At 70.5% G+C, this 15,411-nt stretch carries 15 protein-coding genes and 1 riboswitch; of the genes, 7 read left to right on the top strand and 8 right to left on the bottom strand.

Annotated elements, in window-relative coordinates; genetic code table 11:
- Nucleotides 1–50 precede the first annotated feature (50 nt).
- The 7 genes from OG254_RS34660 to OG254_RS34630 all read left to right on the top strand — a co-directional run bounded on the left by OG254_RS34660 (nt 51) and on the right by OG254_RS34630 (nt 6,904).
- On the top strand, nt 51–566 hold the full coding sequence (locus OG254_RS34660) for an Lrp/AsnC family transcriptional regulator (RefSeq protein ID WP_405589688.1): 516 nt from the start codon (nt 51–53) through the stop codon (nt 564–566).
- A gap of 19 nt (nt 567–585) precedes the next feature.
- Nucleotides 586–1,959, top strand: coding sequence for an aspartate aminotransferase family protein (locus tag OG254_RS34655; RefSeq protein WP_405589685.1), 1,374 nt, complete (start codon nt 586–588; stop codon nt 1,957–1,959).
- A gap of 214 nt (nt 1,960–2,173) precedes the next feature.
- Nucleotides 2,174–2,914, top strand: coding sequence for an ATP-binding cassette domain-containing protein (locus OG254_RS34650; RefSeq protein WP_351188471.1), 741 nt, complete (start codon nt 2,174–2,176; stop codon nt 2,912–2,914).
- Complete coding sequence (locus OG254_RS34645; protein WP_405589681.1) at nt 2,896–4,350, top strand: hypothetical protein; 1,455 nt, start codon at nt 2,896–2,898, stop codon at nt 4,348–4,350. The genes OG254_RS34650 and OG254_RS34645 overlap by 19 nt, the downstream gene beginning before the upstream one ends.
- A gap of 131 nt (nt 4,351–4,481) precedes the next feature.
- Complete coding sequence (locus OG254_RS34640; RefSeq protein WP_351188467.1) at nt 4,482–4,901, top strand: VOC family protein; 420 nt, start codon at nt 4,482–4,484, stop codon at nt 4,899–4,901.
- A 44-nt stretch (nt 4,902–4,945) separates the two neighbouring features.
- Nucleotides 4,946–6,067 (top strand): LOG family protein, encoded by a 1,122-nt coding sequence (locus OG254_RS34635; protein WP_405589678.1) that lies wholly within the window; start codon nt 4,946–4,948, stop codon nt 6,065–6,067.
- Nucleotides 6,068–6,250: 183 nt separating this feature from the next.
- A complete protein-coding gene (locus OG254_RS34630) occupies nt 6,251–6,904 on the top strand; it encodes an LAETG motif-containing sortase-dependent surface protein (protein WP_405589675.1) in 654 nt (217 codons plus the stop codon).
- A gap of 61 nt (nt 6,905–6,965) precedes the next feature.
- On the opposite strand, the gene OG254_RS34625 is transcribed toward OG254_RS34630, so the two are convergent.
- The 8 genes from OG254_RS34625 to frr form a co-directional block, all read right to left on the bottom strand.
- Nucleotides 6,966–7,757, bottom strand: coding sequence for a maleylpyruvate isomerase family mycothiol-dependent enzyme (locus tag OG254_RS34625; RefSeq protein WP_405589673.1), 792 nt, complete (start codon nt 7,755–7,757; stop codon nt 6,966–6,968).
- A gap of 25 nt (nt 7,758–7,782) precedes the next feature.
- Entirely contained in the window at nt 7,783–8,802 is a 1,020-nt protein-coding gene (locus tag OG254_RS34620) for an ABC transporter ATP-binding protein (RefSeq protein WP_405589670.1), read from the bottom strand.
- Nucleotides 8,803–10,473, bottom strand: coding sequence for an ABC transporter permease (locus tag OG254_RS34615; RefSeq protein ID WP_405589667.1), 1,671 nt, complete (start codon nt 10,471–10,473; stop codon nt 8,803–8,805). It abuts the gene before it with no gap.
- The gene (locus OG254_RS34610; RefSeq protein WP_405589665.1) at nt 10,449–11,534 is read right to left on the bottom strand and encodes a thiamine ABC transporter substrate binding subunit; all 1,086 of its coding nucleotides are present in this window, start codon (nt 11,532–11,534) and stop codon (nt 10,449–10,451) included. The genes OG254_RS34615 and OG254_RS34610 overlap by 25 nt, the downstream gene beginning before the upstream one ends.
- A gap of 82 nt (nt 11,535–11,616) precedes the next feature.
- A riboswitch (TPP riboswitch) is annotated at nt 11,617–11,724 on the bottom strand.
- A 31-nt stretch (nt 11,725–11,755) separates the two neighbouring features.
- Nucleotides 11,756–12,862: a 23S rRNA (adenine(2503)-C(2))-methyltransferase RlmN gene (gene rlmN, locus OG254_RS34605; protein ID WP_147994038.1), complete on the bottom strand. Its 1,107-nt coding sequence runs from the start codon at nt 12,860–12,862 to the stop codon at nt 11,756–11,758.
- 119 nt (nt 12,863–12,981) lie between these two features.
- Nucleotides 12,982–13,431: an SRPBCC family protein gene (locus OG254_RS34600; RefSeq protein WP_405589662.1), complete on the bottom strand. Its 450-nt coding sequence runs from the start codon at nt 13,429–13,431 to the stop codon at nt 12,982–12,984.
- Between the two features lie 189 nt (nt 13,432–13,620).
- Entirely contained in the window at nt 13,621–14,808 is a 1,188-nt protein-coding gene (locus OG254_RS34595; RefSeq protein WP_405589659.1) for a phosphatidate cytidylyltransferase, read from the bottom strand.
- On the bottom strand, nt 14,808–15,365 hold the full coding sequence (frr, locus tag OG254_RS34590; protein WP_405589656.1) for a ribosome recycling factor: 558 nt from the start codon (nt 15,363–15,365) through the stop codon (nt 14,808–14,810). Before frr ends, OG254_RS34595 begins: the two co-directional genes overlap by 1 nt.
- Between the last annotated feature and the right edge of the window lie 46 nt (nt 15,366–15,411).

Below are 15,411 nucleotides of genomic sequence, written 5' to 3'. Positions count from 1 at the left end.
CGTAAACAACGAATTTCATCGCCTCGGCCTTGCGGAACTGTCGAGACGTCGTGCACAGTGACGTCGTGGTCAGTCGAAGCGCAGAGCAGAGGGACTCCCGCGAGTCCAGGAACGGCGGTCCCCAGCCGGACGCCGTCTCCCTCGCCATCATCGAACAACTTCAAGAGGACGGCCGCCGGCCGTACGCAGCCATCGGCAAGGCCGTGGGCCTGTCCGAGGCGGCCGTGCGCCAGCGCGTCCAGAAGCTGCTCGACCAGGGCGTGATGCAGATCGTCGCCGTCACGGACCCGCTCACCGTGGGCTTTCGCCGGCAGGCGATGGTCGGCGTGAACGTCGAGGGCGACGTGGAGGCCGTGGCCGACGCGCTGACGGCCCTGTCCGAATGCGAGTACGTGGTGATGACCGCCGGGTCCTTCGACCTGATGGTGGAGATCGTCTGCGAGGACGACGACCACCTCCTGGACGTCATCAACCGACGCATCCGGGCGGTCCCCGGAGTGCGCTCGACGGAGAGCTTCGTCTACCTCAAGCTCAAGAAGCAGACCTACATGTGGGGAACCCGATAACCGTGAGGATCCGATAACCGTGAGCACCAGCAGCCCTCAGGACCTCAGCAGGACCGCGTACGACCACTTGTGGATGCACTTCACGCGTATGTCCTCGTACGAGAAGTCCCCCGTCCCGACCATCGTCCGGGGCGAGGGCACCTACATCTACGACGACAAGGGCCGGCGCTACCTCGACGGCCTCGCGGGCCTGTTCGTGGTCCAGGCCGGCCACGGCCGCGTGGAGCTCGCCGAGGCGGCGTTCAAGCAGGCGCAGGAGCTGGCGTTCTTCCCGGTGTGGTCCTACGCCCACCCCAAGGCCGTCGAGCTGGCCGAGCGCCTGGCCCACCACGCCCCGGGCGACCTGAACAAGGTCTTCTTCACCACCGGCGGCGGCGAGGCCGTCGAGACCGCCTGGAAGCTCGCCAAGCAGTACTTCAAGCTGCAGGGCAAGCCGACCAAGTACAAGGTCATCTCGCGCGCGGTCGCCTACCACGGCACCCCGCAGGGCGCCCTGTCCATCACGGGTCTGCCGGCCCTGAAGGCCCCCTTCGAGCCACTGGTCCCCGGCGCGCACAAGGTCCCGAACACCAACATCTACCGCGCTCCGCTCTTCGGTGACGACCCGGAGGCCTTCGGCCGCTGGGCCGCCGACCAGATCGAGCAGCAGATCCTCTTCGAGGGCCCGGAGACCGTCGCCGCGGTCTTCCTGGAGCCGGTCCAGAACGCGGGCGGCTGCTTCCCGCCCCCGCCCGGCTACTTCCAGCGGGTGCGCGAGATCTGCGACCAGTACGACGTGCTGCTGGTGTCGGACGAGGTCATCTGCGCCTTCGGCCGTCTGGGCACGACGTTCGCCTGCGACAAGTTCGGCTACGTCCCGGACATGATCACCTGCGCCAAGGGCATGACCTCGGGCTACTCCCCGATCGGCGCCTGCATCATCTCCGACCGCCTCGCCGAGCCCTTCTACAAGGGCGACAACACCTTCCTGCACGGCTACACCTTCGGCGGCCACCCGGTCTCCGCGGCCGTGGGCCTCGCCAACCTCGATCTGTTCGAGCGCGAGGGCCTCAACCAGCACGTCCTCGACAACGAGGCCGCGTTCCGCGGGACGCTGGAGAAGCTGTACGACCTGCCGATCGTCGGCGACGTCCGCGGCAACGGCTTCTTCTACGGCATCGAGCTGGTGAAGGACAAGGCGACCAAGGAGTCCTTCACCGACGAGGAGACCGAGCGCGTCCTGTACGGCTTCCTGTCCAAGAAGCTCTTCGAGAACGGCCTGTACTGCCGCGCGGACGACCGCGGTGACCCGGTCATCCAGCTCGCGCCGCCGCTGATCTCCAACCAGGAGACGTTCGACGAGATCGAGCAGATCCTGCGCGAGACGCTGTCGGAGGCGTGGACGAAGCTCTGACCCCGACCGATCCTCCGCCGCCCCGCGGCCGGAATGATCAACACACTGGCCCCGGTGCCGCCCGTTCGAGTGAGACACGGCGGCCCGGGGCCCTGTGCTGTCCCGGCTTCGGGCGACGGCTGCCTAGCGTGCCAGTGACCGATCAGCCCAGCCTTCGTTCCCCCGCACGGGGGATCGAGGAACGGGAAAACGGATCAGAACCGAGGTGTACGCGATGGTGGCCCCGCCGGACAACGACGTGCTCTGGGCACGCGCCCTGCACTTCTCGTACAACGACGGCTCGCCCGCACTCAGCGGCGTCTCACTCGGTGTCCAGGAGGGTGAGATCCTCGCCGTCATCGGTCCGCGCGCCAGCGGCAAGACCGCGCTGCTGCGCTGTCTGTCCGGCCTGGCCCAGGTGCGGCGCGGCGAGGTCTGGTTCAACAGCGTGCCGGTCCACACGATGGGTCCGGTGGCCCGCGAACGGCTGCGCCGCGACCGGTTCGCCTGGGTCGACCCCACCCCGGCGCTCGTCCCCGAGCTGAACGTCTGGGAGAACACCGCCCTCCCGCTGATGCTGCGCGGCACCAGCCGTCGCCGCGCCAAGACGGCGGCGCTGGAATGGCTGGAGCGCCTGGACATCGGCGAGGCGGCCCGCAAGCGCCCGCACCAGCTGGTCCAGGCCGAACGCCAGCGCGTGTGCATCGCCCGTGCGCTGGCCCCCTCGCCCATGGTCCTGTTCGCCGACGAGCCGACGGCGTCCCTGCACCGCGCCGACCGCACGCACGCCCTGCGCACCCTGACGACGGCGGCCCGCTCGCACGGCATCACCGTCCTGCTGGCCAGCCATGACGCGGACACAGCAGCCCTCGCCGACCGCACCGTGACGCTGCTCGACGGGCGGCGCGTGAACACGGTGCACCTGCCCCCCGTCACCGAGGCGGAAGGCCGGGCCGCGTGCTCGCTCTCCGCCTGACCCGCGTCGCCCAGCCCGCCGTACAGCTGCGCCGGCTGCTCGTCGCGGCGGCGTCGGCGGGCACGGGCTTCCTGCTGCTGTCAGCGCTGGGCTACGCGATGTCCCACCCGGACTCCCCCGCCGCGGCAACGCTCCGGCTGGCCTGGTGCGCACCGCCGCTGGCCGCGACGATCCACCTCGCGGTGGCCGTGGCCCGCACCGACCCCGCCACCAGGCCCCGCCCCGGCCTCGCGGCGATCGGCCTCGGTCCGGGCCGCCTCATGCTGGTCTCGGCCACCACGACGGCCCTGGCCTGCACCCTCGGCTCGATGCTCGCCCTGCTCGTCTTCCTGCACCTGCGGGGCGACCTGACGGGCATGCCCTTCGACGGCGCCGCCTCGGCGTTCCTGGCGGCGGACAGCCCGCTGCCGCTGCCGGCCGCCCTGACGCTCCTGGCCCTCGCACCGGCACTGGCGTCGGCAGCGGTCGCCCTGCTGCTGCGCCCGAAGGCCCTCGGGCCCGCCTCGGGGAGGTCCACGGGACGGCCGTACGGCCGCTTCGGGGGGTCCGGCAGATCGGCGGGAGGGGAGACCTTCGGGGCGTACGGGCGGTTCGGGGCGCGGTTGCGGGATGCCGTACGGGGCGCCGCGGCCACCCCACAGCGCCCGGGCGGTCGTACCACCGGGGCGACGCCCGCCCCGCACAACGGCCGTGCCGCCGGGACCGCGACCGCGCAGATGGGCGGCGCCCCGCAGGCGCGGGCGAGCGCACCGGTCCCCTCGCCGGTCGAGGAGGAGGACAGCCGGCAGACGCTGGACGACCTGACCCACTCCCCGGTCCCCCGCAAACCCCCCGCGGGCCTGCCCTGGGGCATCACCATCCTCACCGCGGGCCTGGCCGTGGAGAGCTACGCCGGCCGCACCACCGCCGGCAGCCCCCACGCCCTCCCCACGGCGCTGCCCACCGGCCCCGCCGCAGTCCTGGTCGGCTGGGTGCTCGCCGCCCTCGGTCTCGCGCTCGCCGCACCGGGTCTCACCCATCTCTGCGGCCGGCTCCTCCAGTCCGTACGCCCGGGCCCCGTCCGTCTCCTGGCGGGCCGCGGCCTCATGGCGGAAGCCACCCGCATCGGCCGCCCCCTCGGCGTCGTCTGCGCCGTGGCCGCCGCCGTGTACGCCATGGCGCCCCTGTCCGACTCCGCGGCCAACGCCACCGTCGGCCCGCTTTCCGCTCTCGGCGCCACCGTGGTCACCGGCGCGACCGTGACCACCCTCCTGATGGCCGCGCTGGAGGCCAGACAGGCCCGCGCCGACACCACGGCCGCGCTGCTGCTCCTCGGCGCCCCGACCGCGATGCTCCGCAGCGCCGCCGCCCTGCGCACCGGCGTCCTGCTGGCCGTGTTCTGCCCGCTGACCCTGGTCGTGGCCGAGCTGGCCGCGCTGCCCCTGGCCGCCCGCTGACACAGCCGCCGCGGTCGCCGGCAGACGTCCCCGAAAAACCGGTGAGGAAAAATCTCCGACCGGCGATGAGTTCCGATCGGGCCCCCGGTCTATCCCACCGAACAGCAACCACCCTGATGGGAGAGACCACGATGAGCGCCCCCGCGTACCAGCAGATGATCTTCGTGAACCTGCCCGTGAACGACCTCGACGCCTCGAAGAAGTTCTTCACGGAGCTGGGCTACTCGATCAACCCGCAGTTCAGCGACGAGAACGCGGCGTCCGTCGTGATCAGCGACACCATCGTCGCGATGCTGCTCACCAAGCCGTTCTACTCGACCTTCACCAAGAAGGAGATCGCGGACGCGTCGACGACCAGCGAGGTGCTGATCTGTCTGAGCGCCGAGAGCCGCGCGAAGGTGGACGAGCTCGTGGAGAAGGCCGTCACGGCAGGCGGCACCGCGTCGGACAAGGTCCAGGACATGGGCTTCATGTACGGCCGTGCCTTCGACGACCTCGACGGCCACACCTGGGAGGTCGTGTGGATGGACCCGGCGGCCATCGAGGGCTGAGCCCGCCGCGCCCCCGCACGAGGCACGGTGCCTAGCATGGGCGGGTGCAGACGATGCCCGCCCATGCGGCCCACCACGACGACCGTGAGATAGAGACACTGGAGGAGTTCGACGCGACCGTCTCGGCGCGCGGCTCCCTCGCCGGATTCCGTATCCAGGCAGTCGACCTGACGGACCGTACGCGCGAACTGCTCGGCACGGACACGACGGGTGCCATCTTCCTCGGCTGCCCGATGCGCGAGGAGGCGGCCGCGAAGATCCGCGGCGGCGGCGCCCTGGTCTTCCCGCCAGTGCCGGACCTCCCCTTCGATCCGTACCGGGGCCTGGTCTACTCCCCCGACGAACTCTTCGCCTCCCTCACGGACGGCTACGAGAACACGCCCGACGCCCGCGCGTACGCCTGGTTCCAGCGGACCAAGGCGGACCGCGACGTGTACGCCTCCATGCTCCGGGCGATCCACGACGACTCCATCTCGGACGCGCTCGACGAACTCCTGTCCGGCGCCCGTGTGGTGGGTGTCATGGGCGGCCACGCGATGCGGCGCGGCACGCCTGCCTACGAGGGCGCCGCGCGGCTCGGCCGGGAGCTGGCCCGCGCCGGCCTCACGGTCGCCACCGGCGGCGGCCCGGGCGCGATGGAGGCCGCCAACCTGGGCGCGTACGCCGCCCCGTACGACGACGAGATGCTCGCCGAAGCCCTCCGGATCCTCGCGAAGGCCCCCGTGTTCACGCCCTCGATCACCGACTGGGCGACGGCCGCCTTCGAGGTGCGTGCCCGCTGGCCCAAGGGCGGCCGCTCGGTCGGCATCCCGACCTGGTTCTACGGCCACGAGCCGCCGAACCCCTTCGCCTCGCACATCGCGAAGTACTTCGCCAACGCCACCCGCGAGGACGGCCTCCTGGCCCGCTCGGGCGCGGGCGTCGTCTTCCTGCCGGGCGCCGCCGGGACCGTACAGGAGATCTTCGACAACGCGACGCCGAACTATTACGAGTCGCGCGGTGAACCCACCCCCATGGTCCTGGTCGACCGCGTGCACTGGACGGAGAAGCTGCCCGCGTGGCCGCTGCTCAAGTCCCTCGCCCGTGAGCGGTCGATGGAGGCGCGGATCGCCCTGGTCGACCGGATCGAGGACGCGCCGGAGGCATTGAAACGTCTCGGCGGTTAATAAGAGGGCAAAGCCAACGGCTGTAGGCTGCATATGCGTTGACACTACTTATGCCACGCTTATAAACCTGTGAGTCTCCTGGGGACGGTGGTGTCACGTCACCGGCTCCGTCGAACCCCCCTCAGTGGCGCAACTCCCGTAAGGACAAACGTGTCCATAAACCGCCGTACCGTCGCACGTTCCGTGCGCGCTCTGGGTGTCGCCTCGGCCTCGGCCGCGCTCGCGCTCTCCGTCGCGGGCAACGCGCTCGCGTGCGACATCAGTGAATTCTCCGCCGAAGCCAAGTGCGACGGCAAAAAGGGCATCATCACCGTCACCGACGTGGACCCCAGCGGTATCCCGGCGACCGTCACGGTGTACCTGCAGAACAACGGCGCCGACCTGAAGAAGGTCGGCGAGCAGGAGGTCAAGGGCTCGCGCGAGGGTGTCACCATCACCTTCGCCGAGAACTGGAAGCCGGACGCCGAGTACCGGATCCACGTCAAGGCCGCCGGCTACGTGGACGAGGACATCACGCCGAACCTGACGACCCCGTCCACGGCCTGCAAGAAGGAAGAGGAGGAGCCGCCGGCTCCGTCCGACACCCCCACCCCGTCGGAGACCGCCTCGACCCCGGCCGAGGAGACCGACAGCCCGGCCCCGACCCCGTCGGAGAGCGAGAGCACCGCCCCCGCGAGCAGCGCCCCGTCCCCGGCGGCCGGTGACTCCAACCTCGCCGAGACCGGTGCGAACTCCAACACCGGCCTGATCGCCGGCATCGCGGTCTCCCTGGTCGCGCTCGGCGGCGGCGCGGTCTTCTTCGGCCTGCGCCGGCGCGGGGCGAGCAGCGACCGCTGACGCACCCGTAGAGCAACGCCCTGGTGGCCCGTCCCCTTTCCGGGGGCGGGCCATCCGCGTGTCAGCCGAACGTCGCCCGCTCCAGCCAGAACTCCAGCAGCTCCCGCTCGCCGAGGACCTCCAACTCGGGGCTGTCCAGCGGCAGTCGACGGTAGAAGGCGAGCAGTACGGCGGTGAGCGGGCCGCGCAGGGCGACCGTCGCCTTCTCGTGACCGCGCCGCCAGGTGACGGCACCCCCGTCGAGGTCGATGACCCACTCGGCGTTCACCTCAGGCGCGTTGTCGGTGGCGTGCAGATGGATGCTGCTCCCCGGCCGGTGCAGATCCCGCGTCGGGTCGTCCGGCAGGCTGCGCTGGGCCCACTCGACGATCTGCAACCACTCGTCGATCGCGTCGGCGGCCACGTCCGGCGCGACCTCGTACGGCATCCCGGCGGCGAGCGTCGCGTCCGCGCGGTGGACGGTGACCTCGTGGGTCATACGGCGGGCCCAGAACCCGGCGTTGAGGATCCCGGCCCAGCCCCACACCTTCGCGTCGGGACCGGCCTCCCGCAGCGTGCCGACGACCATCTCGCCGGTCTCCGCGAGCCAGGCGTCGAGCGCGGCGGCGTCACCCTCGGGGCCCTCGACCCCCGGGACCTTCTCCTCAGGGATCTCCTCCTCGGCCCGCGTCCGCACCATCAGCTCCACCCAGCGCAGGGCGCCGCCGATGTGCCGCACGAGCTCTTCCAGCGACCAGTCGGGGCAGGTCGGCACAGTGGCCGACAGATCGGCGCCGGAGGTCACCACTGACCTCAACAGGCCGACCTGGTGGGCGATCTCGTCGCAGTAGCGGTCATGTGCGAGCAGCGTCATGCCCCGCACCCTATGTGCGCCGTGATCAGCCGAGCACGACAATTTCGGCCGCGTCGAACTCGACGCCCACGGTGTCCCCGACCTCGGGCGCATCCCGCAGCGCGCAGGCCGCCTCCAGGCGCGGCGCCTCCTGCGGCTGGAGGTGCACGGCGACATGGGTGCCCTTGAAGGTCCGCGCGGCGACCGTGCAGCGCAGGCCCGCGTCGGGGGCGACGAGGCGGACCCCGGCCGGCCGTACGAGCAGCGTGCGCGTGCCCTGCGCGCAGTCCTCGTCCACGGGCAGCTTGCCCCAGGGTGTGTCGGCGGCCGCCCCGGCGACGGTGCCCTCGACCACGTTGTCGAACCCGAGGAAGCGCGCCACGAACTCGTCCACAGGCCGCTGCCACACGTCCAGCGGCGTGCCGCTCTGGGCGATCCGCCCGTCCCGCATCACCACGACCCGGTCGGCGAGCGCGAAGGCCTCGCCCTGGTCGTGCGTCACGGCCAGCACGGTGGTGCCCAACCGTCCGAACAGCTCACGGAGTTCGACGACGAGCCGCTCCCGCAGCGAGCGGTCGAGCTGCCCCAGCGGCTCGTCCAGCATCAGCAGCCGCGGCCGGGGCGCGAGCGCGCGGGCCAGCGCGACCCTCTGCTGCTCACCGCCGGAGAGGGAGGCGACGGCGCGCCCGGCCGCCCCCGGCAGACCGACCAGGTCGAGCAACTCCCGTACCCGCTCGGCCTGTTCGCCCTTCGACGCGCCGTGCATCCGCGCCCCGAAGGCCACGTTGCCGCCCACGTCCCGCTGCGGGAACAGCTGATGGTCCTGGAACATCAGCCCGACGCCCCGCTTGTGCGCGGGCACCCCCGCCTGGTCCCGCCCGTCGAGCGACACCCGTCCGGCGTCGAGGGGTTGCAGCCCCGCCACCGCCCGCAGCAGCGTCGACTTGCCGCTGCCGCTCGGCCCGAGCACGCACACGATCTCGTGCTCGGTGACATCGAGATCGACGGCGTCGAGCACGGCCCGGCCGCCGAAGCGGACGGTCGCGCTTTCCAGGCTCAGCAGCATCTAGAACTCCCCGCTCCGGTCGGTCCGCAGCCGCTCCAGCACCAGCAGCGCCACCGCGCACACCACCATCAGTACCGTCGAAAGGGCCATCGCCTGGCCGTAGTTGAGCTCGCCGGCCCGCCCCAGCAGCCGCGCGACGGCGACGGGCAGCGTGGGGTTGTCGGGCCGCGCGATGAACACGGTCGCGCCGAACTCCCCCAGCGACACCGCGAAGGCGAACCCGGCCGCGATCAGCAGCGCCCGGCGCACCATCGGCAGATCGACCTCGCGCCAGACCCGCCAGGGCGAGGCCCCGAGCACCGACGCCGCCTCGCGCAGCCGCTGGTCCACCGCCCGCAGCACGGGCAGCATGGTCCGTACGACGAAGGGGACGCCGACCAGCGCCTGGGCGAGGGGCACGAGGATCCAGGTACTCCTCAGATCCAGCGGCGGCTCGTCGAGGGCGATCAGGAACCCGAACCCGACCGTCACCGCCGACACCCCGAGCGGCAGCATCAGCAGCGCGTCGAAGCCCCGGACGAACCGGCCCGCGTCCCGCCGGGTCAGCGCCGCCGCCGCCAGTCCCCCGATCAGCACGGCGATGAGGGTGGCGACGACGGCGTACTGCAGCGAATTGCCGATCGCCTCGATCGGCGCGACGAGGAAGACCCCGCCGTCGGCGCTGGTCAGCGCCCGGTAGTAGCCGAAGTCGGGCGCGTCAAGGGACCGCTGCACCAGCACGCCCAGCGGCAGCAGCAGGAGTACGACGATGACGGCCAGGACACCGGCCAGCAGCGCCCACTGCCCCGCCCCGTGCGGCCGCCGCGCCGTCACCGACGCGTCCACCAGACGCAGGGCGCTCTCCCGCCGCCGTACCGTCCAGGCGTGCACGGCGAGGATCGCGCCCACCGCCACGAGCTGGACGATGGTGAGCACGGCGGCGGTGGACAGGTCGAAGATCTCGGAGGTCTGCCGGTAGATCTCCACTTCGAGGGTGGAGAAGGTCGGGCCGCCGAGGATCTGCACCACGCCGAAGGAGGTGAAGGTGAACAGGAAGACCATGAGCGCGGCGGCGGCCACGGCGGGCCCGAGGGCCGGGAGCGTGACCTGCCGCCAGGCCTTCAGCGGCGACGCCCCGAGCATCCGCGCGGCCTCCTCCTGCCGCGGGTCGAGCTGCGCCCAGAGCCCTCCCACCGTGCGGACGACGACGGCGTAGTTGAAGAAGACGTGCGCCAGCAGGATGGCCCACACGGTGGTGTCGAGCCGTACGCCCCACAGCTCGTCGAGGAGTCCGCCGCGGCCGACGAGCGCGAGGAACGCCGTACCGACGACGACCGTGGGCAGCACGAAGGGGACGGTCACGACGGCCCGCAGGACCTGCTTGCCGGGGAAGTCGAAGCGGGCGAAGACATAGGCGCCCGGCAGTGCGATCAGCAGGGTCAGCGCGGTGGAGGCGAACGCCTGCCAGGTGGTGAACCACAGGACGTGCCGGATGTCGGACCCCCCGAGCACGTCCCACAGGCGCCCGAACTGCCACACCCCGTCGACTTTGAGTCCGCGCGCGACGATCGCGGCGACGGGGTAGGCGAAGAAGACCGCGAAGAACGCGACGGGCACGGCGATGAGGCCGAGCCGCACCGCGTTCCCCTTACGGCTCCTTGGCGGGGCTACTTCAGTACGAGCGAGGTCCACGACTTGACCCAGTCGTCACGGTTGTCGGCGATCTTCGCCGGGTCCAGGGTCTCGGGGTTCTCGGCCCGCGGGCCGTACTTCACGAACTCCGGCGGGACCTGGGCGGCCTCCCGCACCGGGTAGACGAACATGTTCAGCGGCATGTCGTCCTGGAACGTCTTGGTGAGCAGGAAGTCGAGCAGCGCCTTGCCGCCCTCGGTGTTCTTGGCGTTGTTCAGCAGGCCCGCGTACTCGACCTGCCGGAAGCAGGTGCCGGCCGCGACGCCCGTCGGGGCGCTGGTCGGCTTCGGATCGGCGTAGATCACCTCGGCGGGCGGCGAGGAGGCGTACGACACGACGAGCGGGCGGTCGGCCTTGGCCTTCTTGCCGCCGGCGGAACCGGAGAACTCCTCGTTGTAGGCCTGCTCCCAGCCGTCGACGACCTTCACGCCGTTGGCCTTGAGCTTCTTCCAGTAGTCCTGCCAGCCGTCGTCGCCGTACTTCGCGGCGGTCCCCAGGAGGAATCCCAGTCCCGGCGAAGAGGTGGAGGCGTTCTCGGTGACGAGGAGGTCCTTGTACGCGGGCTTGATCAGATCGTCGTACGTCGTCGGCGGGGCCAGCTTGTGCTCGCTGAAGTACGCCTTGTCGTAGTTGACGCAGATGTCGCCGGTGTCGACGGGAGTGACCCGGTGCTTGTCCTCGTCCACCCGGAACTCGGGCAGGATCAGGTCGGAGCCCTTGGCCTCGTACGACTGGAACAGATCGTTGTCGAGCGCGCGCGAGAGCAGGGTGTTGTCGACGCCGAAGAAGACGTCACCCTGGGGGTTGTCCTTGGTCAGGATCGCCTTGTTGACGGCCTGCCCGGCGTCGCCGTCCTCCAGGACCTTGACCTTGTAGCCGGACTGCTTCTCGAACGCGGCGAGGACGCCCTTCGAGACGGCCCACGAGTTGTGGCTGACGAGGGTCACCGTGTTGCTCTTGGATTCGGGGTTGTCGCTCCCCGAGTCGGACGACCCGCACGCGGACAGCGTGACGAGTCCGAGCCCGACGGCGAAGACCGTGGCCTTCTTGGTGATGCTCACTTGATTCCTCCTGGGGTTGACCAGGAAGAGACGCGGCCCTGCCCGGGAGCCCTCTCATCGGCTCCCGGGCAGGGCGCAACAGCTTGAGTGATGACCGAACTTCCTACCCAGAATGACCTGGGCAAGGTTCAGAGGGTCTGCGGCCCGGTTGCCGCACTCTCAGCGCTGTGGCGCTCCCCTGTCGGAATATGAAGATGTACGTACGGGTGTACGCGCTCAGATTACCGCTCGGTGGCCGCGAGCTGACCGCAGGCCCCGTCGATCTCCTGACCACGGGTGTCCCGAATGGTCACCGGCACACCATGGGCGGCGATGGCCTCGACGAACGCCTTCTCGTCCTCGGGGCGGGAAGCGGTCCACTTCGAGCCCGGAGTCGGATTCAGCGGAATCAGGTTGACATGCACCGGCTTGCCCTTGAGCAGCCGCCCGAGCCGGTCACCACGCCAGGCCTGGTCGTTGATGTCCCGGATGAGGGCGTACTCGATGGACAGTCGACGGCCGCTCTTCTCGACGTACTCGAAGCCGGCATCCAGCACCTCGCGCACCTTCCACCGCGTGTTCACGGGCACGAGGGTGTCGCGCAGCTCGTCGTCGGGCGCGTGCAGGGAGATCGCGAGCCGGCACTTGAAGCCCTCGTCGGCGAACCGGTGGATGGCCGGGACGAGCCCGACGGTCGAGACGGTGATCCCGCGCTGCGACAGCCCCAGCCCGTCGGGCTCGGGATCGGTGAGCCGCCTGATCGACCCCACAACCCGGTTGTAGTTGGCGAGCGGCTCCCCCATCCCCATGAAGACGATGTTGGACAGCCGAGCAGGTCCTCCCGGCACGTCCCCGTCCCGGAGCGCCCGCATCCCGTCCACGATCTGGTGCACGATCTCGGCGGTGGACAGATTGCGATCGAGCCCCGCCTGTCCCGTGGCGCAGAAGGGACAGTTCATTCCGCACCCGGCCTGCGAGCTGATGCACATGGTCACCCGGTCCGGGTACCGCATCAGCACCGACTCGACGAGCGTCCCGTCGAACAGCCGCCACAGCGTCTTACGCGTGTCGCCCTGGTCCGTCGACAGATGCCGCACGACGGTCATGAGCTCCGGAAACAGCTCCTCGCGCAGCTTGTCCCGCGACCCGGCAGGGATGTCGGTCCACTGCTCCGGGTCGTGCGCGTACCGAGCGAAGTAGTGCTGCGAGAGCTGCTTGGCACGAAAGGGTTTCTCCCCGATCGCAGCGACAGCGTCCTTACGCTCACCGGGCGTGAGATCGGCAAGATGCCGCGGCGGCTTCTTGGCTCCGCGGGGGGCGACGAATGTGAGTTCTCCGGGCTTAGGCATGGCTCAACCAGTGTCGCAGATCAACTCCGATGGTCCGGGGCCGAGGAACGCAGGCTGCCAGCAGGGCCGTCAGCGAGCGTCAACCAGGCCATCGAGGACTGCAACGCGGACTGCAAGGTCTAGGCCGACGTGCCTTCCAGCCGGTTCTTGAGGAGTTGCTCGTCGCGCGGCAGTTCCTTGCGGACCTGGGGGCGGACGACGAGGGGGACCAGGACCTTGCCGAGGCCGTGCCCCTCGAAGTCGATGTCGATCGTCACACGGGAGCGCCGCCCGTCGTCGAGCGGCTCGATCCGACCGTGCGTGCGGGCCCTGACGGGGCCGTCGATCCCGTGCAGGTCCCAGCTGTACGGAGGGTCGAGCGCGTCGAACCGCACCGTCATCGGCATCTCACGGCTGCCGATGCGCCGGGTGACCCGGACCCGGGAACCGGTGTGGATCGGACCCTCGTCGAGCGACTCGGCCGAGACGGCACTCAACTGCCATTCCGGCAGGTGAGAGGGGTCGGTGATGTACGCGTAGACATCGGCCGGGGTCCGGTCGACGTCGATGATTTCTCGGATGGCGGTCATGACGACCCCCTTAGAGAGGCCCCATTACGGGCGTACAGGGGAATGGTCCCACCGCAGGCTCCGGGACACCATCGCGCCATGTGCCGAGACGGCGAGGAGCCCCCGCTCGGCGAGAGCGGGGGCTCCTCGGGGCTCCTCGGATGCCACTGAACCGTCAGCCGTACGCATACGGTCGGCCGGAGGTGACCGTCAGCCGGACCCCACGAACAGCACCAGCAACAGCCACACCACCGGCGCCGTGGGCAGCAGCGAGTCCAGCCGGTCCATGATCCCGCCGTGCCCCGGCAGCAGCGTGCCCATGTCCTTGATGCCGAGGTCCCGCTTGATCATCGACTCGCCGAGGTCGCCCAGCGTGGCGCTGGCAGCGACCGCGAGGCCCAGGAGCAGGCCCTGCCACCACGTGCCGTCGTCGATCAGGAACTCCATGCACAGCGCGCCCGCCACCATCGCGAAGCTCACCGCGCCGAGCAGGCCCTCGCGGGTCTTGCCGGGGCTGATGCGCGGAGCGAGCTTGTGCTTGCCGAAGCGCCAGCCGACCGCGTACGCGCCGGTGTCGCTGACGACCGTCAGGAGCAGGAACGTCAGGACGCGCCACGGGCCGTCGTCGGCCGTCAGCATCATCGCGACGAACGTCGCCAGGAACGGCACGTAGAACGCCGCGAAGACGCCCGCGGTGACATCCCTGAGGTAGCCCTCCGGCGGCTCCGTGAACCGCCAGACCAGCACGGCCAGCGCGGTCAGCGCCATCGCCACCCAGGCACCCTCGGCACCCCGGACGTACCCGGCGACCACCATGGCCGCGCCGCCCAGCGCGAGCGGGACGAGCGGCGCCTTGATGCCCTTGCGCTCGTCGAGCCGCTTGGTCAGCTCCCACAGGCCCACGACGACGGCGACCGCGACGACACCCACGAACACGGCCTTGACGACGAACAGCGACGCGACGATCACCACGCCAAGACCGACACCGACCCCTATGGCCGCACCCAGGTCGCGCCCCGCGCTCTTCTTCTGCGGCTGGGGCGCCGGCGGCGGGGCGTCGGGCATGGGCTCCGGATTCTGCGACGCCGCCTCGAAGGGCCGCGCCTGCGGCGTGTCATGAGGCCGCGCCTGCGGCGGTCGGGTGTGGAACAAGGGGCCGCTCAGCCGAGCGGCCCCCCGGTCGTCATCCTGGTCTCCGCCATACGCGGGTACGTCGGGCACGATGGGCATGGGGCGAGTGTGCTGCGCCTCAGGCGCATCGTACGCGGGACCCGCCGGGGCAGCCCCCTGGACAGGTCCACGCGCGGTGGCCCCCCAGTACCCGGCATGCCCAGCCTGCGCCCCGGCCTGTCCGGCCTGGCCGGCTTGTGGCGGCGCCCCCCAGGAAGAGTCGTTCATCAGACCTCGAGCAGCTCGGCTTCCTTGTGCTTGAGGAGCTCGTCCACCTGAGCGACGTACTTGTGCGTGGTGTCTTCGAGATCCTTCTCCGCGCGGCGGCCCTCGTCCTCGCCGATGTCGCCGTCCTTGATCGCCTTGTCGATGGCCTCCTTGGCCTTGCGGCGCACGGAGCGGATGGACACCTTGGCGTCCTCGCCCTTGCCCTTGGCGACCTTGATGTAGTCGCGGCGGCGCTCCTCGGTGAGTTCGGGGAACACCACCCGGATGATGTTGCCGTCGTTGCTCGGGTTGACGCCGAGGTCGGAGTCGCGGATCGCCTGCTCGATGTTGCGCAGCGCGCTCTTGTCGAACGGGGTCACGACCGCCATGCGCGGCTCCGGCACGGAGAACGAAGCCAGCTGGTTGATCGGCGTCGGCGCGCCGTAGTAGTCGGCCACGATCTTGTTGAACATCGCCGGGTGCGCACGGCCGGTGCGAATCGCAGCGAAGTCCTCCTTGGCGACCACGACGGCCTTCTCCATCTTCTCCTCGGCCTCGAGGAGGGTCTCTTCGATCACCACTTGCTCCTGCGTGTCTTGAGTAAGGCCCGGCTGCGGTTCCTCG

This window comes from Streptomyces sp. NBC_01092, assembly GCF_045039535.1.
GTDB lineage: Bacteria > Actinomycetota > Actinomycetes > Streptomycetales > Streptomycetaceae > Streptomyces.
The sequence above is the reverse complement of the archived record's forward strand: the minus strand, read 5'-3'. Positions and strand labels throughout refer to the sequence as shown.